The organism is Streptomyces sp. PA03-1a, from assembly GCF_033792805.1.
Taxonomy (GTDB): domain Bacteria; phylum Actinomycetota; class Actinomycetes; order Streptomycetales; family Streptomycetaceae; genus Actinacidiphila.
The window spans coordinates 1-26931 of the sequence record NZ_JARAVO010000119.1 but is presented as its reverse complement, the minus strand read 5'-3'; the positions used below and the strand labels follow the sequence as shown (position 1 = coordinate 26931).

Annotated in this window: 24 protein-coding genes; 11 read left to right on the top strand and 13 right to left on the bottom strand. The window is 72.7% G+C overall.

The window, feature by feature from the left end:
- The first annotated feature begins 234 nt into the window (after nt 1-234).
- Entirely contained in the window at nt 235-522 is a 288-nt protein-coding gene (locus PV341_RS25425) for a hypothetical protein (protein WP_500324299.1), read from the top strand.
- A gap of 18 nt (nt 523-540) precedes the next feature.
- Here PV341_RS25425 and meaB read toward each other — a convergent pair whose 3' ends face one another.
- The 4 genes from meaB to PV341_RS25405 form a co-directional block, all read right to left on the bottom strand.
- Nucleotides 541-1524 carry a methylmalonyl Co-A mutase-associated GTPase MeaB gene (gene meaB, locus PV341_RS25420; RefSeq protein ID WP_500324300.1) on the bottom strand — a complete coding sequence of 328 codons (984 nt, stop codon included), beginning with the start codon at nt 1522-1524 and terminating at the stop codon, nt 541-543.
- A gap of 4 nt (nt 1525-1528) precedes the next feature.
- Nucleotides 1529-3730, bottom strand: a complete 2202-nt coding sequence (scpA, locus tag PV341_RS25415) for a methylmalonyl-CoA mutase (protein WP_500324301.1) — start codon at nt 3728-3730, stop codon at nt 1529-1531.
- Entirely contained in the window at nt 3730-5622 is a 1893-nt protein-coding gene (mutA, locus tag PV341_RS25410) for a methylmalonyl-CoA mutase small subunit (RefSeq protein WP_500359040.1), read from the bottom strand. The genes scpA and mutA overlap by 1 nt, the downstream gene beginning before the upstream one ends.
- Nucleotides 5623-5719: 97 nt before the next feature.
- Nucleotides 5720-6502 (bottom strand): potassium channel family protein, encoded by a 783-nt coding sequence (locus PV341_RS25405; protein ID WP_500324303.1) that lies wholly within the window; start codon nt 6500-6502, stop codon nt 5720-5722.
- Between the two features lie 196 nt (nt 6503-6698).
- On the opposite strand from PV341_RS25405, the gene PV341_RS25400 reads away from it, so the two are divergent.
- Nucleotides 6699-8756 (top strand): phosphocholine-specific phospholipase C, encoded by a 2058-nt coding sequence (locus tag PV341_RS25400; RefSeq protein ID WP_500359038.1) that lies wholly within the window; start codon nt 6699-6701, stop codon nt 8754-8756.
- Between the two features lie 31 nt (nt 8757-8787).
- On the opposite strand, the gene PV341_RS25395 is transcribed toward PV341_RS25400, so the two are convergent.
- Both PV341_RS25395 and PV341_RS25390 read right to left on the bottom strand, forming a co-directional pair.
- Nucleotides 8788-9165: a nuclear transport factor 2 family protein gene (locus PV341_RS25395; RefSeq protein WP_500324305.1), complete on the bottom strand. Its 378-nt coding sequence runs from the start codon at nt 9163-9165 to the stop codon at nt 8788-8790.
- Between the two features lie 2 nt (nt 9166-9167).
- Nucleotides 9168-9629, bottom strand: coding sequence for an Lrp/AsnC family transcriptional regulator (locus PV341_RS25390; protein ID WP_500324306.1), 462 nt, complete (start codon nt 9627-9629; stop codon nt 9168-9170).
- A 93-nt stretch (nt 9630-9722) separates the two neighbouring features.
- On the opposite strand from PV341_RS25390, the gene PV341_RS25385 reads away from it, so the two are divergent.
- Nucleotides 9723-10568 carry a TIGR03619 family F420-dependent LLM class oxidoreductase gene (locus PV341_RS25385; protein ID WP_500359037.1) on the top strand — a complete coding sequence of 282 codons (846 nt, stop codon included), beginning with the start codon at nt 9723-9725 and terminating at the stop codon, nt 10566-10568.
- A gap of 2 nt (nt 10569-10570) precedes the next feature.
- A complete protein-coding gene (locus PV341_RS25380; protein WP_499510654.1) occupies nt 10571-11005 on the top strand; it encodes a nucleoside deaminase in 435 nt (144 codons plus the stop codon).
- Between the two features lie 25 nt (nt 11006-11030).
- Here the strand turns inward: PV341_RS25380 and PV341_RS25375 are convergent, their stop codons facing one another.
- The 3 genes from PV341_RS25375 to PV341_RS25365 are packed head-to-tail and all read right to left on the bottom strand — an operon-like array spanning nt 11031 to nt 14738.
- A complete protein-coding gene (locus PV341_RS25375; RefSeq protein WP_500324308.1) occupies nt 11031-12077 on the bottom strand; it encodes an ABC transporter permease in 1047 nt (348 codons plus the stop codon).
- Nucleotides 12078-12079: 2 nt separating this feature from the next.
- A complete protein-coding gene (locus tag PV341_RS25370) occupies nt 12080-13651 on the bottom strand; it encodes a sugar ABC transporter ATP-binding protein (protein WP_500359036.1) in 1572 nt (523 codons plus the stop codon).
- A 34-nt stretch (nt 13652-13685) separates the two neighbouring features.
- Nucleotides 13686-14738 carry a sugar ABC transporter substrate-binding protein gene (locus PV341_RS25365; RefSeq protein WP_500359034.1) on the bottom strand — a complete coding sequence of 351 codons (1053 nt, stop codon included), beginning with the start codon at nt 14736-14738 and terminating at the stop codon, nt 13686-13688.
- Nucleotides 14739-14970: 232 nt separating this feature from the next.
- Here PV341_RS25365 and PV341_RS25360 point away from each other — a divergent pair, with 232 nt between their 5' ends.
- The 6 genes from PV341_RS25360 (at nt 14971) to PV341_RS25335 (ending at nt 20967) form a co-directional block, all read left to right on the top strand.
- On the top strand, nt 14971-16311 hold the full coding sequence (locus PV341_RS25360; RefSeq protein WP_500359033.1) for an enolase C-terminal domain-like protein: 1341 nt from the start codon (nt 14971-14973) through the stop codon (nt 16309-16311).
- Nucleotides 16308-17075 (top strand): SDR family NAD(P)-dependent oxidoreductase, encoded by a 768-nt coding sequence (locus PV341_RS25355; RefSeq protein WP_500324311.1) that lies wholly within the window; start codon nt 16308-16310, stop codon nt 17073-17075. The genes PV341_RS25360 and PV341_RS25355 overlap by 4 nt, the downstream gene beginning before the upstream one ends.
- Nucleotides 17076-17089: 14 nt before the next feature.
- Complete coding sequence (locus tag PV341_RS25350) at nt 17090-18082, top strand: aldo/keto reductase (RefSeq protein WP_500324312.1); 993 nt, start codon at nt 17090-17092, stop codon at nt 18080-18082.
- On the top strand, nt 18079-18390 hold the full coding sequence (locus tag PV341_RS25345; RefSeq protein ID WP_500324313.1) for an L-rhamnose mutarotase: 312 nt from the start codon (nt 18079-18081) through the stop codon (nt 18388-18390). The genes PV341_RS25350 and PV341_RS25345 overlap by 4 nt, the downstream gene beginning before the upstream one ends.
- Nucleotides 18387-19241 carry an amidohydrolase family protein gene (locus PV341_RS25340; RefSeq protein ID WP_500359032.1) on the top strand — a complete coding sequence of 285 codons (855 nt, stop codon included), beginning with the start codon at nt 18387-18389 and terminating at the stop codon, nt 19239-19241. The genes PV341_RS25345 and PV341_RS25340 overlap by 4 nt, the downstream gene beginning before the upstream one ends.
- A gap of 82 nt (nt 19242-19323) precedes the next feature.
- Nucleotides 19324-20967 (top strand): PucR family transcriptional regulator, encoded by a 1644-nt coding sequence (locus PV341_RS25335; protein WP_500324315.1) that lies wholly within the window; start codon nt 19324-19326, stop codon nt 20965-20967.
- 37 nt (nt 20968-21004) lie between these two features.
- On the opposite strand, the gene PV341_RS25330 is transcribed toward PV341_RS25335, so the two are convergent.
- The 4 genes from PV341_RS25330 to PV341_RS25315 all read right to left on the bottom strand — a co-directional run bounded on the left by PV341_RS25330 (nt 21005) and on the right by PV341_RS25315 (nt 25911).
- Entirely contained in the window at nt 21005-22537 is a 1533-nt protein-coding gene (locus PV341_RS25330) for an NCS1 family nucleobase:cation symporter-1 (RefSeq protein ID WP_500324316.1), read from the bottom strand.
- 70 nt (nt 22538-22607) lie between these two features.
- The gene (locus PV341_RS25325) at nt 22608-23630 is read right to left on the bottom strand and encodes a TIGR03842 family LLM class F420-dependent oxidoreductase (protein WP_500324317.1); all 1023 of its coding nucleotides are present in this window, start codon (nt 23628-23630) and stop codon (nt 22608-22610) included.
- 20 nt (nt 23631-23650) lie between these two features.
- Entirely contained in the window at nt 23651-25051 is a 1401-nt protein-coding gene (hydA, locus tag PV341_RS25320; RefSeq protein WP_500324318.1) for a dihydropyrimidinase, read from the bottom strand.
- Nucleotides 25052-25068: 17 nt separating this feature from the next.
- Complete coding sequence (locus PV341_RS25315) at nt 25069-25911, bottom strand: nitrilase-related carbon-nitrogen hydrolase (protein ID WP_500324319.1); 843 nt, start codon at nt 25909-25911, stop codon at nt 25069-25071.
- Between the two features lie 300 nt (nt 25912-26211).
- Between PV341_RS25315 and PV341_RS25310 the strand changes: the two genes are divergently transcribed.
- Nucleotides 26212-26877, top strand: coding sequence for an ArsR/SmtB family transcription factor (locus tag PV341_RS25310; protein ID WP_500324320.1), 666 nt, complete (start codon nt 26212-26214; stop codon nt 26875-26877).
- The last annotated feature ends 54 nt before the right edge of the window (nt 26878-26931 follow it).

Below are 26931 nucleotides of genomic sequence, written 5' to 3'. Positions count from 1 at the left end.
AAACTAAGCGTTTTCGTCGGAAGCTCACAATGCGTATAACCTCCGACGCATGTGCGAGGGTCAGGAGTTGGTAACCCTGCCGCCCCGGGGCGGCAGGGTTACCAACTCCTGACCCTCGCACATGCGTCGGAGGCGGCCACGACGGGGCATACCGACATCGAGTGCGCACAAGCGGCTCATCCCCCCACACGCACACAGGTCACGTCGCGTCACGCGGCAGAGGAGGCCTGCCCCATGACCGGTCCCATCACGCCCCGGCTCACCCCGATCCCCGTCGACGGCATGACGCCGTGCGGCCGTGTCGCGACCGGCGCGACGCAGCCGTGCGGGGAGCCCGCACGGTGGCACATCCAATGGCTCCCCGGGCACGGCTCGTTCGCGTGCCCGGGCCACATGGCGGAGGCGCGGCGGCTGTTCGCCTACGTCGACCGCCACCAGGTCGGCCCGGACTGCAACATGCCCGGTGCGCTGTGGTCGGCGGGGCGGTGCGCCGTGCCCCGGGACCAGGCCCGGGCGGCGTGAGCCCAAGGGTCTGCGGGCTCAGCCCGAGAAGGCGTCGAGGATGCGCGCGGCGGCCAGGGTGGGCGTCAGCGTGCCCTCCCGGACCTGCCGTTCGATCTCCGGGGTCAGCCTGCGCACCTCGGGGTGGCCCCGCAGGCGGCCCAGCAGTTCCTCGCGGACCATGCTCCAGGCCCACTCCATCTGCTGGTCGCGCCGCTTGGCGGCCAGCCGGCCCGTGGACTCCAGCAGCGTGCGGTGCTGCTCCAGCCGCTCCCACAGGGTGTCGAGGCCGGTGCCCTCGCGGGCGCTGCAGGTCAGCACGGGCGGGGTCCAGCCGGCGTCCACCGGGGTCATCATCCGCAGGGCGCCGGACAGTTCACGCGCGGCGGCGCGGGCGTCGCGCTCGTGCGGGCCGTCGGCCTTGTTGACGGTGATGACGTCGGCGAGTTCCAGCACGCCCTTCTTGATGCCCTGGAGCTGGTCACCGGTCCGGGCCAGCGTCAGCAGCAGGAAGGTGTCGACCATGCCCGCGACCGCGGTCTCGGACTGTCCGACACCCACGGTCTCCACGAGCACCACGTCGTAGCCGGCCGCCTCCACCACGACCATGGACTCCCGGGTCGCCTTGGCCACGCCGCCGAGCGTCCCGGCCGAGGGCGAGGGCCGCACGAAGGCCGAACGGTCCACCGCGAGCCGTTCCATCCGGGTCTTGTCGCCCAGGATGGAGCCGCCGGTCAGCGTGGACGACGGGTCGACGGCGAGCACCGCGACCCGGTGGCCGAGCCCGGTGAGCAGGGTGCCGAAGGCGTCGATGAAGGTGGACTTGCCCACCCCCGGCACCCCGCTGACGCCGATCCTGCGGGCGTTGCCCGCGTGCGGCAGCAGCTCGGTCAGGAGCCGCTGGGCGAGCTCCCGGTGGTCGGGCCGCGACGACTCCACCAGGGTGATGCCGCGGGCGATCCAGGCCCGGGAGCCGTCCAGCACGCCTTTGACGTACGCGTCCAGGTCGATGGGGGGAGGCATGGGCTCACAGTTCGTGGCCGAGCGCGGCGGCCAGCCGCGTGACCAGGTCGTACGCCGAGTCGGGGATGACGGTGCCGGGCGGGAAGACCGCGGCCGCGCCCATGCCGAGCAGTTCGGGGACGTCCTGCGGCGGGATGACGCCGCCGACCACGATCATGATGTCCTCCCGGCCCTCGGCCGCCAGTTCCTCGCGCAGCGCGGGCACCAGCGTGAGGTGGCCGGCCGCGAGCGAGGAGACACCGACGATGTGCACGTCGGCCTCCACCGCCTGCCGGGCGACCTCGGCTGGGGTCTGGAAGAGCGGCCCGACGTCCACCGTGAAGCCGAGGTCGGCGAAGGCGGTGGCGATCACCTTCTGCCCGCGGTCGTGACCGTCCTGGCCCATCTTGGCGACGAGGATGCGCGGACGGCGGCCCTCCGCCTCCTCGAAGCGGTCGACCAGCGCGCGGGTGCGGTCCACGGACGGCGACTCCCCTGCCTCGTTCCGGTACACACCCGAGATCGTACGGATCTGCCCGGCGTGCCGGCCGTACACCTTCTCCAGGGCGTCGGAGATCTCGCCCACGGTGGCCTTGGCGCGGGCCGCGTCCACCGCGAGCGCCAGCAGGTTGCCCTCCAGACCCTGACCCGCGCCGCGCTCGGCGGCGGTGGTCAGCGCGGCGAGCGCGTCCTGGCAGACGGCCTCGTCGCGCTCCTCGCGCAGCCGGCGCAGCTTGGCGATCTGCTGCGCGCGCACGGAGGAGTTGTCGACCTTGAGGACCTCGATCTTCTCGTCGCTGTCCACCCGGTACTTGTTGACGCCGATGACGGGCTGCCGGCCGGAGTCGATGCGCGCCTGGGTGCGGGCCGCGGCCTCCTCGACGCGCATCTTGGGGATGCCCGCGTCGATGGCCTGCGCCATACCGCCGGCGGCCTCGACCTCCTGGATGTGCTGCCACGCGCGCCGCGCCAGGTCGTACGTCAGCTTCTCCACGTACGCGGAGCCGCCCCAGGGGTCGATGACCCGGTTGGTGCCCGACTCCTGCTGCAGCAGCAGCTGGGTGTTGCGGGCGATGCGCGCGGAGAAGTCCGTGGGCAGCGCCAGCGCCTCGTCGAGGGCGTTGGTGTGCAGCGACTGGGTGTGGCCCTGGGTGGCGGCCATCGCCTCCACGCAGGTGCGCGTGACGTTGTTGAAGACGTCCTGCGCCGTCAGCGACCAGCCGGAGGTCTGCGAATGGGTGCGTAGCGAAAGGGACTTCACGTTCGCCGGCTCGAACTGCCTGACCAGCTTGGCCCACAGCAGTCGGGCCGCGCGCAGCTTGGCGACCTCCATGAAGAAGTTCATGCCGATCGCCCAGAAGAACGACAGCCGCGGCGCGAAGGCGTCGACGTCCAGGCCCGCGCCGAGCCCGGCGCGCAGGTACTCCACGCCGTCGGCGAGGGTGTAGGCGAGCTCCAGGTCGGCCGTGGCCCCGGCCTCCTGGATGTGGTAGCCGGAGATGGAGATCGAGTTGTAGCGCGGCATCTTCTGCGAGGTGTACGCGAAGATGTCGGAGATGATCCGCATCGAGGGCTTCGGCGGGTAGATGTAGGTGTTGCGGACCATGAACTCCTTGAGGATGTCGTTCTGGATGGTCCCCGCCAGCTTCTCGGGCGGTACGCCCTGCTCCTCCGCGGCCACGATGTAGAGCGCCAGCACCGGCAGCACGGCGCCGTTCATCGTCATCGACACGGTCATCCGGTCCAGCGGAATGCCGTCGAAGAGCTGCCGCATGTCGTAGATCGAGTCGATGGCGACGCCCGCCATGCCGACGTCGCCGGTGACGCGCGGGTGGTCGCTGTCGTAGCCGCGGTGGGTGGGCAGGTCGAAGGCGACCGACAGGCCCTTCTGGCCGGCGGCGAGGTTGCGCCGGTAGAAGGCGTTGGACTCCTCGGCGGTGGAGAAGCCCGCGTACTGCCGGATCGTCCAGGGCTGGTTGACGTACATCGTCGGGTACGGGCCGCGCAGGTACGGCGCGATGCCCGGGTAGGTGCCCAGGAAGTCCAGGCCCTCCAGGTCGCGACCGGTGTAGAGCGGCTGGACGCCGATGCCCTCGGGCGTCTCCCACACCAGGTCCTCGGCGCCGCGGCCGGTGGTCTCCTTGACCGCGGCGCGCCACTGCTCCTCGGTGGCGCCGTTCCCGGCGCCCGGTCCCAGCTCGATCTCCGAGAAGTCCGGGATCCGCATCACGCCACTCCCATCCGGTCGAGTACGGAGGTCAGGACGGCGACCGCGTCGCCGCCCGCGAAGACGAAGCCGTCGACGCCGGCCGCCGTGTAGGCCTGTTCGTGCCCGCCCGGACGCCCGGCCAGGAACACCCGGCCCGCGCCCGCGGCCTTCAGCGCCGCGGCGACGTCCGCGGCACGCTCCTCGTACAGCGCGTCGCTGGAGCACAGGCACGCGATCTGCGCACCACTGCGGGCGAAGGCCTCGGCCACGGTCGCGGCGTCGACCGCCACCGGGTCGTGGACGGGCTCGACGCCGCCGGCCTGGAAGAGGTTGGCGGCGAAGGTGACGCGGCCGGTGTGCGCGGCGGCGGGACCGAGGGCGGCCAGGAAGACCTTCGGGCGGGACCCGGTCGCGGCCAGGTGGGCGTCAGAGCGGGCGCGCAGGTTCTCGTAGGCCTCGTCGCGGCGGACCTTCGGCAGCCCTCCGGAGGGCGCGGCCGGGGCCGGGTCGCGCTCGACGGGTGCCTCGGACAGCAACGGGAACTCGCTGACGCCGGTGATCGGTTCGCGGCGCTTCGCCAGCGCCTGGGCCCGCTTGGCCCAGGTCGCGGCCAGGCGGTCGGCGACCAGGCCGGAGGCGAGGGCGGCGGCCTGTCCGCCGGCGCGCTCCAGCTCCTGGAACCAGGCCCAGGCGGCCCCGGCGAGCTCGTCGGTGAGGCGCTCCACGTACCAGGAGCCGCCGGCGGGGTCGACGACCCGGGCCAGGTGGGACTCCTCCAGGAGGATGGTGGAGGTGTTGCGGGCGATGCGGCGCGCGAAGGCGTCGGGCAGGCCCAGCGCGTGGTCGAACGGCAGCACCGTGACCGAGTCCGCGCCGCCGACACCGGCGCCCAGCGTGGCGACGGTGGTGCGCAGCATGTTCACCCACGGGTCACGGCGGGTCATCATCACCGGCGAGGTGACGACGTGCTGGCGCTGCCCCGCCGCCGCGGTCGCGCCGCACACCTGCGCGACGCGGGCCCACAGCCGGCGCGCCGCGCGCAGCTTGGCGATCGTCAGGAACTGGTCGGCGGTGGCGGCGTAGCGGAACTCCAGCTGACCGCAGGCCGCGTCGACCGGCAGTCCGGCCTCGGTGAGCGCCCGCAGGTAGGCCACACCGGTGGCCAGGGAGGCGCCGAGTTCCTCGGCGGCCGAGCCGCCCGCCTCGTGGTACGGCAGGGCGTCCACGGTCAGCGCGCGCAGCCCCGGGTACTGCTCGTGGGCCCGGCGGGCCAGCCCCGCGGCGGCGGCGGTGTGCGCGGCGAGCGCGTCGGCGTCACCGGTGCGGGCGACGTGGCCGAGGGGGTCGGCGCCGAGGTTGCCGCGCGCGGCCCGACGGGCCACGCCGCGTTCGTCGTACAGCGCGAGCAGCGCCTGCCCGGCGGCCTCGAAGTCCGCACCCGCCTCGAGCACGACCGGGGCGAGGTCGAGGTAGACGCCGTCCAGGGCCGCGCCGAGCGCGGACACCGGGAGCCCGGCGTCGCCGAGCACGAGCCAGAGGGAGGTGACGCCGTTCTCCAGGTCGGCGAGCACCGCCTCGTTCGCGCGGGCCGCGTCGGGCCGGGCGTGGCGCTGGCGCACGTCCCAGCCGCCGAGGACGCCGCCCGCCGGGGCGCCGCCCCGGGTGAAGGGCGCGAAGCCGGGGAGGCCGACGCGGTCGCCGAAGGCGTCGGGCGCGTCGGGCGCGGTGTACAGCGGGCGCGTGGTCAGCCCGTCTTCGAGGGTGGTGGACAGAGCGTCCTCCGCCGCCTGACCCGAGACGTCCTTGCCCGCCTTGCGCAGGACGCCCTCTACGAGGCGCCGCCACTGCTCGTGGGTCGCATCCGGGAATTCGGCGGCCAGAGAAAGCCCGTCATCAGGCAGGACCGTCATGCTCAGAGGTTAGTGCCCGTGAGCAGGTGAGCAGCAGGGGGCACACCTGTGACCTAGCCCATTCCCGTGCGCCCTTGATCCGTTCGGACGCGATGCCCTATTCGACGCCCTGTTCGACCGCGCTGTTCGCGAGGTGCCCGGACGCCCCGGCGCGGGCGGCGGCCGTGGCCTGCGTGAGGTCGGCCACCTGGCGGCGCAGCTCACGGACCTCCCGCAGCAGCTCCTCCGTGACCTCCTGGACCCGCCGGTTCTCCTCCTCGTCCTCCTGGAAGCGGGCCAGGAACCAGGCGGCGATGTTGGCGGTGACCACACCGAGCAGGGCGATGCCCGAGAGCATCAGCCCGACGGCGATCAGCCGGCCGACGCCGGTGGTGGGGGCGTGGTCCCCGTAGCCCACGGTCGTCATCGTGGTGAAGGACCACCACAGGGCGTCGCCGATGGTGCGGATGTTGCCGTGCGGGGAGTTGCGCTCGACCTCGAGGACGGCGACCGATCCGAACGCCAGCAGCCCGAGCACGGCACCGACGACGTACGTCGTCAGGCGCACCTGAGCCGCCATCCGCACCCGCTGGCCGACCAGGAAGAGCGCGGAGACCAGCCGCAGCAGGCGCAGCGGCTGGAGCAGCGGGAGGACGACCACCGCCAGGCTGAGCGGCTGGCGCTTGACGAACTCCCAGCGACGCTCGCTCAGCCCCAGCCGGACCACGTAGTCGGCGGCGAACAGGGCCCAGACCGTGCGCTCCGTCCAGTGCGCGGTGGTGATGAGCGAGGGGTCGGCGGCCGGCACCAGGATCGGCAGGGCGTAGGCGGCGCCGAACACCACGGCCAGGGCGAGCAGCGGCGCCCTGGTCTGCTGCTCCCAGCGTTCGAGACGGTTCATGGGCTCAGTGTGCACGCTCTCCCCGCACGCCCTCAGCGGCACGGCAGGCCAGGTCACGGCGCCGCCGACCGTGGCCCGGTTGGGGCAGGTTTCCCGAACGGTTCGCGTACTGGCCCCCACTTGTTCGGACAAGTTGAGGAAGCTGACGGCTCCACACATCGACGGCCCATCGCATCTTCCGGGAGACAGGCCCTTCATGAACGCCCTTGACCGCAGAAGGTTCATGCAACTGGCGGGCGGTACGGCCGCCCTGACCGCGCTGTCCACCAGCATCGCCCGCGCGGCGGAGATACCCGCGCACAGGACCACCGGTTCCCTCAAGGACGTCGAGCACATCGTGGTCCTGATGCAGGAGAACCGCTCCTTCGACCACTACCTCGGCACCTTGCGCGGCGTCAGGGGGTTCGGGGACCCGCACCCCGTGACGCTGCCGAGCGGCAAGCCGGTCTGGCACCAGTCGGACGGCACGAAGGAGGTGCTGCCCTTCCACCCGGACGCCGACGACCTCGGTCTGGCCTTCCTTGAGGACCTGCCGCACGGGTGGAAGGACACCCAGGCCGCCTTCAACAAGGGCCGGTACGACCAGTGGATCCCGGCCAAGTCCGCCACGACGATGGCGCACCTGACCCGTGAGGACATCCCGTTCCACCACGCGCTCGCCGACGCCTTCACCATCTGCGACGCCTACCACTGCTCCTTCATGGGATCCACCGACCCCAACCGCTACTACCTGTGGACGGGCCACACCGGCAACGACGGCAAGGGCGGCGGCCCGGTCCTCGGCAACGACGAACTGGGCTACTCCTGGACGACCTATCCCGAGCGGCTGGAGAAGGCCGGGGTCTCCTGGAAGATCTACCAGGACGTCGGCGACGGCCTGGACGCCGCCGGCGGCTGGGGCTGGATCGAGGACGCCTACCGCGGCAACTACGGCGACAACTCGCTGCTGTACTTCGACCAGTACCGCAACGCCAAGCCCGGCGACCCGCTGTACGACAAGGCCCGCACCGGCACCGACGCCCGCAAGGGCGAGGGCTTCTTCGACCTCCTGCGCGCCGACGTCAAGGCAGGGAAGCTGCCGGAGGTCTCCTGGGTCGTGGCCCCCGAGGCCTTCACCGAGCACCCCAACTGGCCCGCCAACTACGGCGCCTGGTACATCTCGCAGGTCCTCGACGCGCTCACCTCCGACCCGGAGGTGTGGAGCAGGACCGCGCTGTTCATCACCTACGACGAGAACGACGGGTTCTTCGACCACGTCGTGCCGCCGTTCCCGGCCGGCTCGTCCGCACAGGGCGCGTCCACCGTCGACGTCACCCGCGACGTGTACGCCGGCGACAGCGGGCACCCGGCGGGTCCGTACGGGCTGGGTCAGCGCGTCCCGATGTTCGTCGTCTCCCCCTGGAGCAAGGGCGGCTACGTCTGCTCGCAGACCTTCGACCACACCTCCATCATCCGGTTCATGGAGCGCCGCTTCGGCGTGACCGAGCCCAACATCTCCCCCTGGCGCCGCGCCGTCTGCGGCGATCTGACGACGGCCTTCGACTTCCGGCACAAGGACAGCCGCACCCCGCGGCTGCCCGACACCGACGGCTACCTCCCGCCGGACGGCGACCGTCACCCCGACTACTCCCCGGTCCCTCCCGCGAAGGGCTCGCTGCCCCGTCAGGAGCGCGGTCTGCGCCCCGCACGGCCCGTCCCGTACGACCTCGCCGCCGACGGCGCGGTCAGCGCCGCGGGCTCGCTGCGGATCGAGTTCGCCTCCCACGGCGAGGCCGGCGCCGGTTTCCTGGTCACCTCCACGACGGACGCCTCCGGTCCGTGGACGTACACCGTCGGGTCGGGGCACTCGCTCACCGGCGCCTGGAACGTCGCCGCGGGCGCCCACGGCGACTACGACCTCACCGTGCACGGCCCCAACGGCTTCCTGCGCCGGTTCGCCGGCCGGGCCGCGGCGGCGGGTGCCGAGGTCGGCGCCCGCCACGACGGCGGGAGCGGCGCCGTGCGCCTGGTCCTGACCAACCAGGGCCACTCGACGGTCACACTCACGGTCAAGGACGGCTACGGCGAGCACAAGCCGGCGTCCCACCGGCTGCGTCCGGGCGCCCGTGTCGTGCACGTGGCCGAGACGCACCGCAGCCACGGCTGGTACGACCTGTCGGTGACCTCCGACCACGACGGCACCTTCCGGCGCCGGCTGGCCGGCCACGTCGAGACGGGCCGGGAGAGCACCAGCGACCCGGCGATCGGCGGCTGACCGTCCCGCACGGTACGAGGGCGCGCGCCCGCTACATCGGCTCGACGTAGCGGGCGCGCCACTCCGGGCGGGGGTCGGCGCCCGGGCTCGTCCAGTACTCCCGTCCGGCGACGATCCGCCCGTCGCGGACGGTCCAGAACGACGCCGCGTGGAAGAGCCCGAGGTCCACGTGCGGCACCTCGACCTCCGAGACGGCCTGGTCGCCGTCGCCCACGACCCGCAGGACGCGGATCGACCAGCCTTCCGGGTACTCGCTGTTGACGGCGAGGAAGTTGGCCCTGCCGACGATGCGCTCGCCGCTCACGGGCCACTCCACCACGGCGTCCTCGGCGATCAGTTCACCGGCACCGGCCCAGTCGCGCGCCTGGATCCGCTGCCACAGCTCTTCGACGACCTTCGCAGACTCCACGCTCACAGCATGCCCGAAGGAGCGCCGCCGGGACCCCGGTACGGCAGGGTCTGCCGATAGACGACGCTGGTCGTCGCGCTCCCGAACTGCGCCAGCTCGTCCATGACTTCCTCCAGGTGGCCCATGGACGCGGCGGCGACCTTCAGCACGTAGCACTCCTCCCCGGTGGTGCGCAGGCACTCCAGGATCTCCGCACGCTCCGCGAGCAGCCGGTGCAGGGGCTCGTGCCGGCTGCCGGGGTACTTCAGGCGGACGACCGCGAGGACCGGGTAGCCGGCCTTGCCGAGGTCGACCTCCGCGCGGTAGCCCGTGATGACGCCCAGGCTCTCCAGCCGGCGGACCCGCTCGGTGGTCGCGGAGGCGCTGAGGCTCACCCGGCGGGCCAGTTCGGTGAAGGGCACCCGGCCGTCGCGCTGCAGCTCGGTGAGGATCGTCCAGTCGGTCGCGTCGAGATTCTCGGCCATGCGGCGAAGATACCGGCGGATCCACGGCCGGGCGTCGCCCACACCGCGAGGAATGCCTTCCAGGCGGGACCTCCGGCTGGATAGCCTGACGGAGTGCGAATCGGTGTGAACGTCCCCAATTTCGGGCCCGGAACCGACCCCGGCGTGCTGCGCGACTGGGCGCGGACGGTGGAGGGTCTCGGCTTCGACCTGCTGATGGTCTCCGACCACGTCGTGGTGACGCCGGACGTGGCGGAGCAGTACCCGGCACCCTTCTACGAGCCCTTCACCACCCTGTCCTGGCTCGCGGGCGTCACCGACAAGATCCGGCTGGGGACGACGGTGCTGATCCTGCCGTACCGGCATCCGCTGCTGACCGCCCGGATGGCCGCGAACCTCAACGCGCTCAGCGGCGGGCGGCTGGTGCTCGGCGTGGGCGTCGGCTGGGCGCGGCAGGAGTTCGCGGCGCTCGGCGTCCCCCACGAGCGGCGCGGCGCGCTGACGGACGAGTACCTGGCGGCACTGCGCGAGGCCTGGAAGGACGAGGCGGACTACGCCGGCGGCCCCGTGCCGCTCTGGATCGGGGGCAACAGCACGGCGGGACGACGGCGGGCGGTCCGCGTCGGCGACGCGTGGCATCCGCTGCGGTTCACCCTGCCCTGGCTGCGCGAGGCCGTCGGCGACCTCGCCTCTCAGGCCCGCGAGCAGGGACGGCCCGTACCCGCACTCGCGCCGCGCATCGCGCTGCGGCTCACGCCGGGACCGGTGACCGGGCCGGACCGGCTCGCCGGCGAGGGCACCCTCGACCAGATCACCGCCGACCTCGACGGACTGCGGGCGCTCGGCGCGGACACCGTCGTCCTGGACCCCTTCAACGGCGACCCCCACGAGATCCTGCGCCCGCAGACGGCGTGGCAGGCGCTCGCGGCCGTCGCCGCCCACCGCTCACGAACGGAGTGACGATGACCGACGAGATGACGACCCGGCTGCTGCGCCGGGCGGTCGAACTGGCCGCGGAGGCCCGTGCGTCCGGCAACCCGCCCTTCGGCTCGCTGCTGGCGGGGCCGGACGGCGCCGTGCTCGCCGAGGACCGCAACAGCAGCCTGAGCGACGACGACATCACCGCCCACCCCGAGCTGAAGCTGGCGCGGTGGGCGGCCCGGGAGCTCGATCCGGCCACCGCGGCCGCCACCACCCTGTACACCAGCTGCCAGCCCTGCGGGATGTGCGCGGGCGCCATCGAGCGCTCGGGCCTGGGCCGGGTCGTCTACGCCCTGTCCACCGACCAGCTCACCGGGCTCAAGTCGCCCGCCGCCAAGGCCGGTTTCCCGCACGTGCCGCAGGACGGCCCGGCCCTGTACGACGAGGCCCGGGTCCCGGTCGAGGGCTACTACTGATCCCGCCGGCCCCCGCCCCGCGGCCTCACTCCTGCTTCTCGCCCGAGGCGAAGCGGGAGATGATCAGGGCGACGATGATGATGGCCCCGTTGAGGAACTGGTTCCACAGCGGGGGCACGCCCGCCAGGGTCATCACGTTCACGACCAGCTGCAGGGTGAGGACACCGGTCAGCGCCCCGAAGAGCGTGCCGCGGCCGCCGTTGAGGCTGACCCCGCCGATGACGGTCGCGGCGAAGACCTGGAAGATCCAGCCGCTGCCCTGGTCAGCGGAGATCGAGCCGTAGTGCCCGCTGTAGAGCACGCCCGCGAAGGCCGCGAGCACGCCGCCCACGATGAGCACCACCCAGGTGATCCGGTCCACCCGGATGCCCGCGGTGCGCGCGGCCTCGGGGTTGCCGCCGATCGCGTACAGCGCCCGGCCGTGCCGCAGCCAGGCGAGCGCGCAGCCGCCGACCGCGAAGAGCAGGGCGCAGACCCAGATCGCGGCGGGCACCCCGGCCCAGGAGGCGTGGCCGAGGTAGGTGAAGGAACCGGGGAGCTCCACGATGGAACGGCCCTCGGAGATGGCGATCTGCAGCCCGCGCAGCATGGTGAGCGCGCCGAGGGTGACGATGAAGCCGTTCAGCCGCAGCTTGAGGATGAAGAAGCCGTTGACGGCACCGATGACCGCGCCGACCAGCAGGCACACCGGTATCGCCGTCCAGACCGGCAGCAGTTCCAGTCCGTTGAAGCGGCCGCCCGCCGAGGGCAGGACGAGCCAGACGGCGATGACCGGCGCGACGCCGATGGTGGACTCCAGCGACAGGTCCATCCGGCCCGCGATGAGGATCAGCGCCTGGGCCAGCACGAGCAGGCTGAGCTCGGTGGACTGCTGGGCGACCCCGATGAGGTTGTCGGAGGTGAGGAACGCCGGCGAGACGATGAAGCCGATGACGCCCAGCACCAGGATGGCGGGGACGAGGGACAGTTCGCGGAAGCGGGCGAGCCCGCCCGGTACGCGGCGCGGCGTCCCGGCCGCGGCCGCCTCGGCGGTGGGCGCCGGCGGCTCGGTGACGTCAGTGGTGGTGGACATGGCTACCCTTCCTCTTCCTCTCCCTGCTCGGTGTCCCGCTCCTGCGCGGGACGGGCGGCCACGCCCTCCATGGCGGCGACCAGTTCCTCGTCACGCCAGCCCCGGCCGAACTCCGCGACCACCCGGCCGTGGAACATCGCCACGATCCGGTCGCACGCCCTGAGGTCGTCCAGCTCGTCGGAGACGACCAGCGCGGCCCGGCCGTCGTCGGCGACCTTGCGGATCCTGCCCAGCAGGAACTCCTTGGACCGCACGTCCACCCCGTTGGTGGGCCGTACCGCGACCAGCACATGGGGGTCGGTGGCCAGGGCGCGGGCGACCACGACCTTCTGCTGGTTGCCGCCGGAGAGCGCGGAGACGGAGGTCGCCGCGCCCGGCGTCCTGATGTCCAGGTCCTTGATCATGCGCTCGGCGAACTCGCGGGTCCGCGAGGGCAGTACGGTGCCGAACGGCCCGAGCTGGTCCGTGACCGTGAGGGTGGCGTTCTCGGCCACGCTGCGCGTGCCGACCAGGCCCTGGTGGTGGCGGTCCTCGGGGACCAGGCCCACCCCCGCGGCCAGGGCGGCGGGGACGCCGGAGCCGCGCACCTCCCGGCCCGCGACGGTGATCCGCCCGGCGTCGGCGCGGTGCAGTCCGGCGAGGGTCTCCCCCAGCCGGACGTTTCCGCTGGCGGTGGCCCCGGCGAGGCCGACGACCTCGCCGGCGCGGACCTCCAGGCGGACGTCCGCGTAGGCGCCGCGCAGGGTCAGGCCGGTCACGTCCAGCAGCGGCGCGCCGCCGGTGGCCGCCGCCCGGCCGCCCGCCGGGGCGCCGGCCGCGGGCGCGGCGGCGCTCTCCCCGGTCATCGCCTCGACCAGGGCGTCGTGGTCCAGTTCGGCCACCGGGGCGGTGACGATGTGCCGGGCGTCCCGGTAGACGGTGACGGTGGTGCAGAGGTCGTAGACCTCCTGCAGGTGGTGCGAGATGAAGAGGAAGGCCACGCCCTGCCGTTGCAGGTCGCGGAGCTTGTCGAAGAGCCGGGTGATACCGCGGGCGTCGAGCCGGGCGGTGGGCTCGTCGAGGATGATGAAGCGGGCGCCGAAGGACAGGGCGCGTGCGATCTCCACGAACTGCCGCTGCTCGACCGTGAGGTCGCGGGCGCGTGCGGCGGGGTCGATGTCGACGCCGTACTCGCCGAGCAGTTCGGCCGCCCGGCGGCGCAGTGCCGTCCACCGGATGGGGCGCAGCGCGCCGGGGCTCTGCCGGTTGAGGAAGAGGTTCTCGGCCACGGAGAGGTCGCCGATGACGGTGGAGCGCTGGTAGACGCAGGCGACCCTGGAGCGCCAGGCGTCGGTGTCGCCGAAGGAGGGCGCCGGTTCGCCCGAGAAGCGCAGGGTGCCGTCGTCGGGCTGCTGGAGGCCGGTGAGGATGCCGACGAGGGTGGACTTGCCGGCGCCGTTGCGGCCCACGAGGGCGTGCGACTCGCCCGGGGCGACCGAGATGCCCGCGTCGCGCAGCGCCACGGTGGCGCCGAACCGCTTGCTGATCCCGGTCGCCTCGGCCACGGCCGGCGGCGCGGTGGCGGGGTCCGCCATGGTGGTCTTCCGTTCTTCGGGTGCGGACGGACGGTCAGCCGATGTTGTTGCCCCACAGGGCCTTGTCGTCGACGTTTTCCTTGGTCACCAGCGGCGCGGGGAGCTGGTCCTCCAGGCCGTTGGGGATGCTGATGATCGTCGAGTCGTGGTCGGTGGGGCCCGCCTTGAAGGTCTTCCCCTCCGCGGCGGCCTTGGCGTAGTACAGCGCGTACTTGGCGTAGAGGTCGGCGGGCTGGGAGACGGTGGCGTCGATCTCGCCCTTGCGGATGGCGTCCAGCTCCTGCGGGATGCCGTCGTTGGAGACGATGCTGATGTGGCCCTTCTGCCCGGCCGGCTTGAGCAGGCCCTTCTGCTTGAGCAGGGCCAGCGTCGGCTGCAGGAAGACACCGCCCGCCTGCATGTAGATGCCGTTCAGGTCGGGGTGCTGGGCGAGCAGGCTCTGCAGCTTGGCGGAGGCGACGTCGCCCTTCCAGTCGGTGGGCAGCTCGAAGACCGTGATGCCGGGGAACTTCTCCTTCATGCACGCCGCGAACGCCTCGGAGCGGTCGCGGCCGTTGATGGAGTCCAGGGCGCCCTGGAACTCGGCCACCTTGCCCTTGCCGCCCAGTTGCTCGCCCAGGAACTCGCAGGCCTTGGTGCCGTACGCCTTGTTGTCGGCGCGGACGACCATGTAGACGTCGCCCTTGTCGGGGCGGGTGTCCACGCTGACCACGGGGATCTTCTTGCCGGCGAGGGTGTCGAGGGTGGAGGCGATGGCGCCGGTGTCCTGCGGCGCCATCACGACGGCCTTGGCCCCGGTGTTCTGGAAGACCTGGACGTTGGCGACGAGCTTGGTGATGTCGTTCTGCGAGTTGCTCCGCGGCAGCGCGTTCAGGCCGACGTCCTCGATGCCCTTCTCGACGTACTGCGCGTAGGAGTTCCAGAAGTCGGAGTCCGAGCGCGGCAGGTCGATGCCGATGGCGGGCTTGTCGTCGCCGGAGCCGGCGGCGGTGCCGGTGCTGCCGCGGTTGCAGGCGGTGGCGAGCGCGGCCGTGACGAGAACGGCCGCGGCGATCGCGGCGGTGGAGCGCGTGCGGGCGGGCTTCATGCCGTGTTCTCCCTGTCCGGGTAAGCCGGGGCGATTCATCCGAGGTATCCCGGACGAAAGGAAGGTAAGTCCGTCCCGCGACCCTGACAACCCCTTATACGGACACGATCGAATGGAGTTCGAGGGGCGAGACATCCGAGGAATGGATTGCCAGCCCCGTCCCGGAGGCCTAGAGTCACCGTGGCGCGAGACCTCCGATGTCTTGGCCAGGCCGAGCGTGAAAGGCAGCCACTTGTCCGCAACCTCCGCCCGCATCACCGCGATCGACACCCACGACATCCGCTTCCCCACCTCACGGGAGCTCGACGGTTCGGACGCGATGAATCCGGACCCCGACTACTCCGCCGCGTACGTGGTGCTGCGGACCGATGCCGACGACGGCCACGAAGGACACGGCTTCGTCTTCACCATCGGCCGGGGCAACGACGTCCAGGTCGCGGCGATCGAGGCACTCCGCCCCCATCTCGTCGGCCGGCCGGTCGAGGAGCTGTGCGCCGACCCCGGCTCCGTGGCCCGCGACCTGACCGGCGACAGCCAACTGCGCTGGCTGGGGCCCGAGAAGGGCGTGATGCACATGGCGATCGGAGCCGTCGTCAACGCCGTGTGGGACCTGGCCGCCAAGCGCCGGGGCCTTCCGCTGTGGCGGCTGCTGGCCGAGGCCGAGCCCGAATGGCTCGTCTCCCAGGTCGACTTCCGCTACATCGCCGACGCCCTCACCCCCGAACGCGCGCTGGAACTGTTGCGCGCGGGCCGGAAGGGCGCCGCCGCGCGCACCGCCGAACTGCTGGAGCACGGCTACCCCGGCTACACCACCTCGCCCGGCTGGCTCGGCTACTCCGACGAGAAGCTGACCCGCCTCGCCGAGCAGGCCGTGGCCGACGGCTTCACCCAGATCAAACTGAAGGTCGGCGCCGACCTGGGCGACGACGTACGGCGCATGCGCACGGCCCGCGCCGCCGTGGGCCCGGACGTGCGCATCGCGATCGACGCCAACCAGCGGTGGGGCGTCGCCGAGGCCGTGGCATGGGTCACCGCGCTGGGCGAGTTCGACCCGTACTGGATCGAGGAACCCACCTCCCCCGACGACGTCCTCGGCCACGCCGCGATCCGCAAGGCGGTCGCGCCGGTCCGGGTCGCCACCGGCGAGCACGTGCAGAACCGGATCGTGTTCAAGCAGCTGCTGCAGGCCGGCGCGATCGACGTGCTGCAGATCGACGCGGCGCGGGTCGGCGGGGTCAACGAGAACCTGGCCATCCTGCTGCTGGCCGCCGCCTTCGGCGTCCCGGTGTGCCCGCACGCCGGCGGCGTCGGACTGTGCGAACTGGTGCAGCACCTGTCGATGTTCGACTTCGTGGCACTGGCCGGCACGACCGAGGACCGCTCCATCGAGTACGTGGACCACCTCCACGAACACTTCACCACGCCGGTCGTCATGCGCCGCGGCCACTACGCCGCTCCGGTGGCGCCCGGCTTCTCCGCGCAGATGAGGCCGGAATCGATCGACGCGTACCGCTACCCCGACGGTACGTTCTGGGTGGCCGACCGGGCACGGCAGGAAGGTGGGACGGCATGAGCGAGGAGTTGCGCGACCTGGAGGGCCTCGGGGCCCTGGTCACGGGCGGCGCCTCCGGGATCGGGCTGGCGACCGCGCGGCTGCTGGCCGCGCGCGGCGCCCGCGTCGCCGTACTGGACCTGGCGCCGGACGGACTGCCGGCGCACCTGACGGGTTTCAAGGCCGACGTCAGCGACGACGCCTCCACCCGCGCCGCCGTGGACTGCGCGGCGGAAGCCCTCGGCGGCCTCGACGTCCTCGTCAACAACGCGGGCATCGGGGCGGCGGGCACCGTCGAGGACAACCCCGACGAGCAGTGGCACCGCGTGCTCGACGTCAACGTGCTCGGAATCGTGCGCACCACCCGCGCCGCGCTCCCGCACCTGCGGCGCTCGGCCCGTCCCGCGATCGTCAACACCTGCTCCATCGCCGCCACCGCCGGGCTGCCGCAGCGCGCGCTGTACAGCGCCAGCAAGGGCGCCGTGCTCTCGCTGACCCTGGCGATGGCCGCCGACCACGTCCGCGAGGGCATCCGGGTCAACTGCGTCAACCCCGGTACCGCCGACACCCCGTGGGTGGCCCGGCTGCTGGACGCCGCCGACGACCCCGAGGCGGAACGCGCCGCCCTCGACGCCCGGCAGCCGATGGGCCGCCTGGTGACCGCCGACGAGGTCGCCGCCGCCATCGTCTACCTGGCGAGCCCCGCCGCGGCCTCCGTCACCGGCACCGCGCTCGCCGTGGACGGCGGCATGGCCGGGCTGCGGCTGCGCCCGGCCGGGAAGTGAGGGCCCGGACCGCGATGCGCACCACCACCCTGGGCCGCAGCCAAGTCGCCGTCACCGAGGTGGGCTTCGGCGCCGCCCCGATCGGCAACCTCTTCACCCCGGTCGCCGACGACGCCGCCCGCGCGGCCGTGGACGCCGCCTGGGACGCAGGCGTCCGCTACTTCGACACCGCGCCCCACTACGGGCTCGGCCTGTCCGAACGCCGGCTCGGCGCCGCCCTGCGCGACCGGCCGCGGGCCGAGTACACCGTCTCCACCAAGGTCGGGCGGCTGCTGGAGCCCGGCGGACCGGGCGGGGACGACCTGGCGAACGGCTTCGCCGTGCCCGCCGGGCTGCGCCGCGTCTGGGACTTCAGCGCCGACGGCGTACGGCGCTGCGTCGAGGCGAGTCTGGAGCGCCTCGGCCTGGACCGCGTCGACGTGGTGTACCTCCACGACCCCGACGACCACGCCGAGGAGGCCTTCGGCCAGGCGTACCCGGCGCTGGAGGAACTGCGCGCGCAGGGCGTGGTCGGGGCGATCGGCGCGGGCATGAACCAGACCGCCATGCTCGCCCGCTTCCTGCGGGACACCGACGTCGACGTGGTGCTGATGGCCGGCCGCTACACACTGCTGGAGCAGGAGGGCCTGGCCGAGGTGCTGCCGCTGGCCGCGGCCCGCGGCGCGAGCGTGGTCGTGGGCGGCGCCTTCAACTCGGGCCTGCTGATCGACCCGGGCGAGGACGCCACGTACGACTACGCCCCCGCCCCCGGGCCCGTGCTCGCCCGCGCCCGCCGCCTGCGGTCGGTGACCGGCCGGCACGGCGTGCCGCTGCGCGCGGCCGCCCTGCGCTTCCCCGCGGCCCATCCCGCCGTGGCGAGCACGCTGGTGGGGCTGCGCTCCGCCGACGAGGCGCGGGACACCGCGGCGATGCTGCGGCTGCCGCTCCCGGCCCCGATGTGGGCCGACCTGCGCGCCGAGGGCCTGCTCCGCGCGGACGTACCCGTACCGGACGAGGAGGTGTCATGAGGGTCGCCCTGCACACGAAGGTGCGAGCGGACCGGATCGCCGCCTACGAGGCGGCGCACCGAGAGGTGCCCGCTGAGCTGACCGCCGCCATCCGCGGCGCGGGCGTGCGCGAGTGGACGATCTGGCGCAGCGGCGGCGACCTCTTCCACCTGCTGGACGTCGGCGACTACCCGGCGATGCTCGCCGCGCTGGAACGGCTGCCCGTCAACATCGCCTGGCAGGCGCGGATGGCGGAGCTGCAGGAGGTCGCCCACGACTACTCCGCCGAGGGCGCCGGGGCGCCGCTGCCGGTGGTGTGGCAGCTGTGACCGCGGTGGAAGGCATCATCGACGCGCACCACCACCTGTGGGACCTGTCGGTGCGCGACCAGGACTGGATCACCGGGGAGCGGCTGGCCCCGCTGCGCCGCGACTTCTCCCTCGCCGACCTGGAACCGGAGGCGAAGGCCGCCGGGGTCACCGCGACCGTCCTCGTCCAGACCGTCACGGTGGCCGCGGAGACCCCGGAGTTCCTGGCGCTGGCCGCGGGCAGCGACCTGGTGGCCGGGGTGGTCGGCTGGACCGACCTGACGGACCCCGCGGTCGCGGACCGGCTCGCGGCCCTGCGCGAACTGCCGGGCGGCGAGCACCTGGTGGGGATCCGCCACCAGGTGCAGGGCGAAGCCGACCCCGAGTGGCTGCTCCGTCCCGACGTGCTGCGCGGACTGCGCGCGGTGGCCGACGCGGGGCTCGTCTACGACCTGGTGGTGCTCGCCCGCCAGCTCCCGGCGGCGACCCGCGCCGCCGGCCTCGTGCCCGAGCTGGTGTTCGTCCTCGACCACCTGGGCAAGCCGCCCATCTCCGAGGGCGGGACGCGGCCCTGGAGCGACGACCTGCGGTCGCTGGCCGCACGGCCCAACACCGTGTGCAAGCTCTCCGGCATGGTCACCGAGGCCGACTGGGACACCTGGACGACGGCCGACCTCGCCCCCTACGCCGCCACCGTCCTCGACGCCTTCGGGCCCGGCCGCCTGATGTTCGGCTCCGACTGGCCGGTGTGCCGGCTCGCCGCCTCCTACGCCGAGGTGGTCGACGCCGCCCGCGCCCTGACCGGCGGACTGGACGACGGCGAGCGGCGGGAGGTCTTCTCCGGCACGGCCCGGCGCGTCTACGGCCTCTGATCCCCCCGCGCGGACCGGCCCCGGGCGGGGTGCGGGTGACTAGACTCCCACCCCTGGCAGCACGAGGGACGGGCGTGGGCGCGTGAGCGACGGCAGACCGGACACACCCCCGGCGGGCGCGGCGGGGCGGCTCACCGTGCGCGACGTCCTCGACCTCGACCTCGTGACGCCCTGGGTGCCGGAGGTCGTGGCCGGTTCCGCCCATCTGCACCGCGCGGTGCGCTGGCTGCACGTGGCCGAGGCGCTGGACGTCGGGGTCATGCTCAGCGGCGGGGAGATGGTGCTGACCACCGGACTGCTGCTGGCGGGCGACGAGCGGGCGCAGCGCGAGTACGTCGAGTCGATGCAGCGCGCCGACGTCGCGGCGGTCGTCCTGGGCCTCGGCCGGGCGTTCCGCACCACGCCCGAGCCGATGCGCCGGGCCGCCGAGCGCTGCGGGGTGCCGCTGATCGTGCTGCACCGGCCGGCACCGTTCGCGCGGCTCACCGAGGAGGTGCACGCGCGGCTGGTGCACGGCCGGTTCGCCGCGCTCGACCTCTCCGACCGGGTCCGCTCCTCGCTGACCGCGCTCAACCTCTCCGGCGCCAGCCTCCAGCAGGTCCTGGACGAGATAGCGGCGCACAGCGGCTGCCCGGCCGTCGTCGTCAACCTCGCGCAGCGCGTGCTGGCCTCGGCCGGGGACAAGGGCTCGCTCAACGACCTGCTGCGCGACTGGGAGCGGGTCTCCGGTCAGGTCGCCGAACTGGCCGGCAGCGGCGCGGTGACGGTCGGCCCGGACGGCTGGGTCGTCGCCCCGCTGGAGGCACGGGGCCGGCAGTGGGGGCGCCTGGTGCTCTTCGGCTACCACGGCCCGGAGGAGTTCGGCCGGGTGCTGGGCGCCCGTGCCTCCGAGGCGCTCGCCATGCACCGCCTCCTCGGTGACCAGGACCGGGGCTGGGAGGACCAGGCCGCCGAGTCGCTGCTGCACGACCTGGCGACGGGCACGGCCCGCCCCGAGCAGCTGGTCACCCGGGTGCGCGCCGCGGGGCTCCCGGTCAACCGGCGCACCTTCGTGCCCGTCGTCGTCCGCCCCCTCGGGGCGGTGCCGGAGGGCCGGGACGACATGCCGGAGCTGATCGAGCACGTACTGGCCGAACACCCCGGCGTCGCCGGGCTGGTGGCGCGGATCGGCTCCGCCGGCACGGCGGTCCTGCTGAGCATCCCGTACGGTCAGGACGCCGATGCCGCCGTGCACAAGGTGGCGGTGCGGGTGCACGAGGAGCTCGCCGGGCGGCACCGTACCGCGGTGGCCGGCGCGGGTTTCGGCTGCCGGGAGCTGGACGAGGTCCGCCGTTCCTTCGTCGAGGCGGTGCACGTGGCGGACGCGGCGGTCGCCGGCCCGCCCGGGGCACCGGTGGCCCGGCTGCGCGACGTGCGGTTGCGCGGCCTGGTCCGCCTGCTGCGCGACGAGCCGGAGCTGCAGGCCTTCATCGGGCGGGAGCTGGGGCCCCTGCTGGGGAACCCGGCGCTGCTGGAGGTGCTGCGCACCTACCTGGCCACGGGCCGCAACAAGTCGGCGGCCGCCCAGGTGCACCACGTCAGCCGGCCCGCCCTGTACCGGCGGCTGCAGAGCATCGAGTCGCTGCTCGGCATCGACCTGGACGACTGGGAGCAGCTCACCTCGCTGTACGTGGCGCTGCTCGCGCACGAGGCGCAGCGCGCCGCGGGGCCCGGGTCCGGCCGCTGAGCGGACCGGACCCGGGCCCCTGTACGAACCGGCGGGGTCAGCTCCTGTGGTCGGGCGCGAGACGGCTGAGCAGGAGGTAGACGAGGAGGGAGGCGGCGAGGCCGACGGCCCACCCGTAGTCCGCGAGCGGCTTCAGGAAGGGGATCATCCCGTCGACGGGGAACGGCCCCTGCTTGACGCCCTTGGCGTCGAGCCCGGAGTGCGAGCCGCCGATGGCCAGGACACCGCCGACCGCGAACGCCGCCAGCGCCCGCCAGTTCCACCCGCCGTCGTACCAGTAGCGGCCCTCCGTCCGGTACAGGTCGGCCAGCTCCAGCCGGGTGCGGCGCAGGATCCAGTAGTCGGCGATGAGGATGCCGGCCACCGTGCCGAGCAGACCGCCGACGGTGCCGAGCCAGGTGAAGATGTACGCCTGCGGGCTGGCCAGCAGCTTCCAGGGGAAGATGACGACGCCCACGACCGCGGTGATCAGCGCACCGGTGCGGAAGCTGATCCTGCGCGGCGCGATGTTGGAGAGGTCGAAGGCGGGCGAGACCACGTTGGCCGCTATGTTCACCGACAGGGTGGCCACCAGGACCGTGATCAACGCGAAGAGCACCGCGGCCCAGTTGTCGAGCTTGGCGGCCAGCGCCACCGGGTCCCAGATCGGCTCGCCGTACACCGCCTGCGAGCCGGAGGTCACCAGCACCGACAGCAGCGCGAACAGCGTCATCGTGGTGGGCAGTCCGAGGGACTGGCCCCACAGCTGGGCGCGCTGGCCGGCGGCGTAGCGGGTGAAGTCGGGGATGTTGAGGGAGAGGGTCGACCAGAAGCCGATCATGCCCATGAGGGCGGGGAAGAAGACCTTCCAGAAGTCACCGCCCCAGCCGAGGGCGGAGGGCTGGTCGAGCAGCGGGCCGAAGCCGCCGGCCTTCACGCTCATCCAGATCAGCAGCGCGATCGCGCCGACGATGACGAAGGGGGCCGCCCAGTTCTCGAACCGCCGCACCATCTCCATGCCGCGCACGATGATCGCGACCTGGATGATCCAGAAGACGACGAAGGAGAGCCACTGCGTCCACGGGTAGCCGCCGATCGTCCCGGCGGTCGCCCAGGAGTCGCCGAAGAGCTTCCCCGCGAGCAGGAAGATGCCGGAGCCGCCGATCCAGGTCTGGATGCCGAACCACACGCAGGCGACCGCCGCCCGGACCAGGGCGGGCAGGTTGGCCCCGCGCACCCCGAACGACGCGCGGGCGAAGACCGGGAACGGGATGCCGTACTTGGGACCGGCGTGGCCGGTGAGCAGCATCGGCACGAGCACGATGAGGTTGGCGAGGGCGATGGTGAGCACCGCCTGCTTCCAGTCCATGCCGAGGGCGACCAGGCCCGAGGCGAGGGTCCAGGAGGCGACGTTGTGCGCCATCCCGATCCACAGCGCGGTGAAGTTGTACGTGGTCCACTTCCGCTTGGCGAGCGGAACGGGGAGCAGGTCCTCGTTGGCGTAGGGGCCGGACGGGACGGCGTCGGGCGGGAGCTCGACGCGGCCGTCGGCCCCGGTTCTTCCGGCAGGGGGTGGAGCGGTGGCTGTCATGGCAGCCCCCTTCGTTCGAGGCGGGGAACGGGGATCGAACGTGCCGTGCGGGGGGATGGCGGGCCCGGGATCAGCCGCGGAGCGCGGGGATGACGGTGGAGCCGTAGACGTCGATGGTGGACTCCTTGGCGTCCTGCATGTCGTACAGGGCGAACTGGTCGACACCGAGGGCCTTCAGGGCGCGCAGCTTCTCGATGTGCTGCTCGGCGGTGCCGATGAGGCAGAAGCGGTCGACGATCTCGTCGGGGACGAACGCGGTGTCGGGGTTGCCGGTGCGGCCGTGGTGCGAGTAGTCGTACCCCTCACGGGCCTTGATGTAATCCGTGAGCTCCTGGGGGACCGCGCTCGACACCTCGCCGTACCGGGTCACCAGGTCGGCGACGTGGTTGCCGACCATGCCGCCGAACCAGCGGCACTGCTCGCGGGCGTGGGCCAGCGCCTGCGGGGAGTCGTCCTCGGTGACGTAGGCGGGGGCCGCCACGCAGACCTTGACCTGCGAGGGGTCCCGGCCGGCGGCGACCGCGGCGTCCCTGACCGACTTGACCATCCACTCGGTCAGGTAGACGTCGGCGAGCTGCAGGATGAACCCGTCCGCCTTCGCCCCGGCGATCGCCAGCGCCTTCGGCCCGTACGCCGCCATCCACACCGGCAGTTGCGCACCGGGCCGCACCCACGGGAACTTCACCACCGTCCCGCCGCCGAGGTCGGCCTCGCGGCCCTCGGCGAGGTCGCGGATGACGTGCATCGCCTCCTCGATGCGGGCGAGGGTGTTGGGCTTGCGGCCCGCCACACGCATCGCCGAGTCGCCCCGGCCGATGCCGCAGATCGTCCGGTTGCCGAACATCTCGTTCAGCGTGGCGAAGGTGGACGCGGTCACCTCCCAGGTACGGGTGCCCGGATTGGTGACCATCGGGCCGACGACCATCCGCTCCGTCCGCGCGAGGATCTGGCTGTAGATGACGAACGGCTCCTGCCACAGCACCGTGGAGTCGAAGGTCCAGCCGTGGGTGAAGCCGTTGCGCTCGGCGCGCCGCATCAGCTCCACGACCCCCGACGCGGGCGGGTCCGTCTGCAGGACGAGACCAAAATCCATAGCTCTGCTCCCTGGGGTGGCTAGACGAGGTACTGGCAGGTCTCGCGGGTCTGGTAGCGGCCGTGGCCGGCCCGGCCCAGGTAGCGGTCCCGGTCGACGACGACGGTGCCGCGCGACATCACGGTGCGGGCCTTGCCGCGTACGTGCTTGCCCTCGTAGGCCGAGTAGTCGACGTTCATGTGGTGGGTGGAGGCGGACATCACCTGCTCCGCATCGGGGTCGTAGATGACGATGTCGGCGTCCGCGCCCGGCGCGATGGTCCCCTTGCGCGGGTACAGCCCGAACATCCGCGCCGGGGTCGCGCAGGCGATCTCGATCCACCGGCGCCGGCTGATGTGCCCGTCCACCACCGCCTGATGGAGCAGGTCCATCCGGTTCTCCACCCCCGGCAGACCGTTGGGGATCTTCGAGAAGTCACCCCGGCCCAGCTCCTTCTGCCCCACGAAGCAGAACGGGCAGTGGTCCGTGGACACCACCTGCAGGTCGTTGGTCCGCAGACCCTTCCACAGCTCCGCCTGGTGCTCCTTCGGGCGCAACGGCGTCGAGCAGACGTACTTGGCGCCCTCGAAGTCCGGCTCCGCCAGGTTGTCCGTGGACAGGAACAGGTACTGCGGGCACGTCTCGGCGAAGACGTTGAGACCGCGGTCGCGCGCCGTCGCCAGCTCCGCGACCGCCTGCTGGGCCGAGACGTGGACGACGTAGAGCGGCGCACCGGCCACCTCGGCCAGCCGGATGGCGCGGTGGGTCGCCTCGGCCTCCAGCAGCTCCCGCCGGACCTCGCCGTGGTAGCGGGGGTCGGTCTTGCCCGCGGCCAGCGCCTGCTCGACGAGCACGTCGATGGCGATGCCGTTCTCCGCGTGCATCATGATCAGGCCGCCGTTGTCGGCACCGCGCTGCATGGCCCGCAGGATCTTGCCGTCGTCGCTGTAGAAGACACCGGGGTAGGCCATGAACAGCTTGAAGGAGGTGACCCCTTCGTCGACGAGGAGGTCCATCTCCTTGAGGCTGTCCTCGTTCACGTCCGACACGATCATGTGGAACGCGTAGTCGACGGCGCAGTTGCCCTCGGCCTTGGCGTGCCAGGCGTCGAGTCCGGCACGCAGCGACTCGCCCACCGACTGGACGGCGAAGTCCACGATCGTCGTCGTACCGCCCCAGGCGGCGGCCCGGGTGCCGGTCTCGAAGGTGTCCGAGGCGAAGGTGCCGCCGAAGGGCAGCTCCATGTGGGTGTGCGCGTCGACACCGCCCGGGACGACGTACGTCCCGGTCGCGTCGATCACGGTGCCGGCCGTCCAGCCCTCGGCGACCGTGCTGCCGGTGGTGGCGAGGGCGACGATCTTCTCGTCCTCGACGAGGACGTCGGCGTGGACCTCCTCTGCGGCGGTGACGACCAGTCCGCCGCGGATCAGGGTTCGGCTCACCGGTTCCCTCCCTCCCCTCAGGCCTCGGTCAGCGGGCCGTAGGCGTCGGGGCGGCGGTCCCGGTAGAAGGCCCACTGCTGACGGACCTCCTCGATCTTCCCGAAGTCCAGGTCGCGCACGAGAAGTTCCTCCTCCTTGTCGGAGGCGACGTCGCCCACGAACTGACCGCGCGGGTCGACGAAGTAGGACGTGCCGTAGAAGTCGTTGTCGCCGTACTCCTCCTGGCCGACCCGGTTGATGGCGGCGACGAAGTACTCGTTGGCGACGGCCGCGGCCGGCTGCTCCAGCTGCCACAGGTAGGCGGACAGCCCGCGCGAGGTGGCGGAGGGGTTGTAGACCAGTTCGGCACCGGCGAGGCCCAGTGCCCGCCAGCCCTCGGGGAAGTGGCGGTCGTAGCAGATGTAGACGCCGACCTTGCCGACGGCCGTGTCGAAGACCGGCCAGCCCAGGTTGCCGGGCTTGAAGTAGTACTTCTCCCAGAAGCCCTTGACCTGCGGGATGTGGTGCTTGCGGTACTTGCCCAGGTAGCTGCCGTCGGCGTCGATCACGGCGGCGGTGTTGTAGTAGAAGCCCGCCTGCTCGACCTCGTAGACCGGCACCACCATCACCATGCGGAGCTCCTTGGCGAGCGCCTGCATCCGCACGATCGTCGGGCCGTCCGGCACCGGTTCCGCCCACCGGTAGTGCTCGGGCTCCTGCACCTGGCAGAAGTACGGGGCGTTGAACACCTCCTGGAAGCCGATGACCTGCGCCCCCTGGGCGGCCGCCTCGCGGGCGTACCGCTCGTGCAGGTCGGTCATCGATTCCTTGTCGCCGGTCCACTTCGTCTGGACGAGCGCGGCGCGCACTACTCGACTCATCGGTCTTCCCTCCGACGTCGCGGCAATGAGCGGGCCGCGAAGGTGAACTCCGGGCCGCTTGACGGCTGACATTAGGAGCCCTGGGGTGCGGGGTGCAGTACCACGCTGTAACGCGCTGGGGCCCCCGGCGTTCCGCCGCGTCACCTGCGCGGACACGGCCCACGGCGGTGTCAGGTCCGTTCGCGCGGCAGGTGAAATCGGTGTTTCGTCCGGGGCCCCGGCGTTACCGGCGGGTGTCCCCGGCTCACCGACAAGAAATGTGAGCTGGACAAAAAAACTTTTCGGTGAGACGGTGGAGCCATGTTGGACGTGAGCGTGATCGAGGACTCGGCGGCCGCCGCCGCCACGCTGGACCCCGTACGGGCCCGCCTCCTCGCCGAGCTGGCGGAGGGGCCCGCGTCGGCGGCCATGCTCGCCGCCCGGGTCGGGCTGCCGCGGCAGAAGGTGAACTACCACCTGCGGACGCTGGAGGCGCACGGCCTGGTCGAGCTGGCCGGCGAACGCCGGAAGGGCAACGTCACCGAGCGGCTGATGCGGGCCACCGCGGCCTCGTACGTGATCTCCCCGCTCGCGCTGGCCGCCGTCCAGCCGGACCCCGGGCGTTTCCGCGACCAGCTGTCCGCGCGCTGGCTGCTGGCCGTCGCCGCCCGGCTCGTCCGCGACGTCGGCACCCTGATCACCGGTGCGGCCAGGGCCCGCAAGCCGCTCGCGACGTACGCCCTCGACGGGGAGGTGCGCTTCGCCTCCGCCGCCGACCGGGCCGCGTTCGTGGAGGAGCTGACCCGCGGGGTGAGCGCGCTGATCGCCAAGTACCACGACGCGGACGGCGAGGGCGGTCGCGAGCACCGCATCGTGGTCGCGCTCCACCCCACCGTCAAGGACCCAGGCCCCACGCCAGGGCCGTCCGGGGAGGCCGCACCGGCCGTCGGGCGGGCCACGCCGGCCGCCGTCGAGGAGTCCCCGTGAGCGGCCCGTGACCCGTCGCGGCCGGCACCGCACCCCACCCGCCGAACACCACCC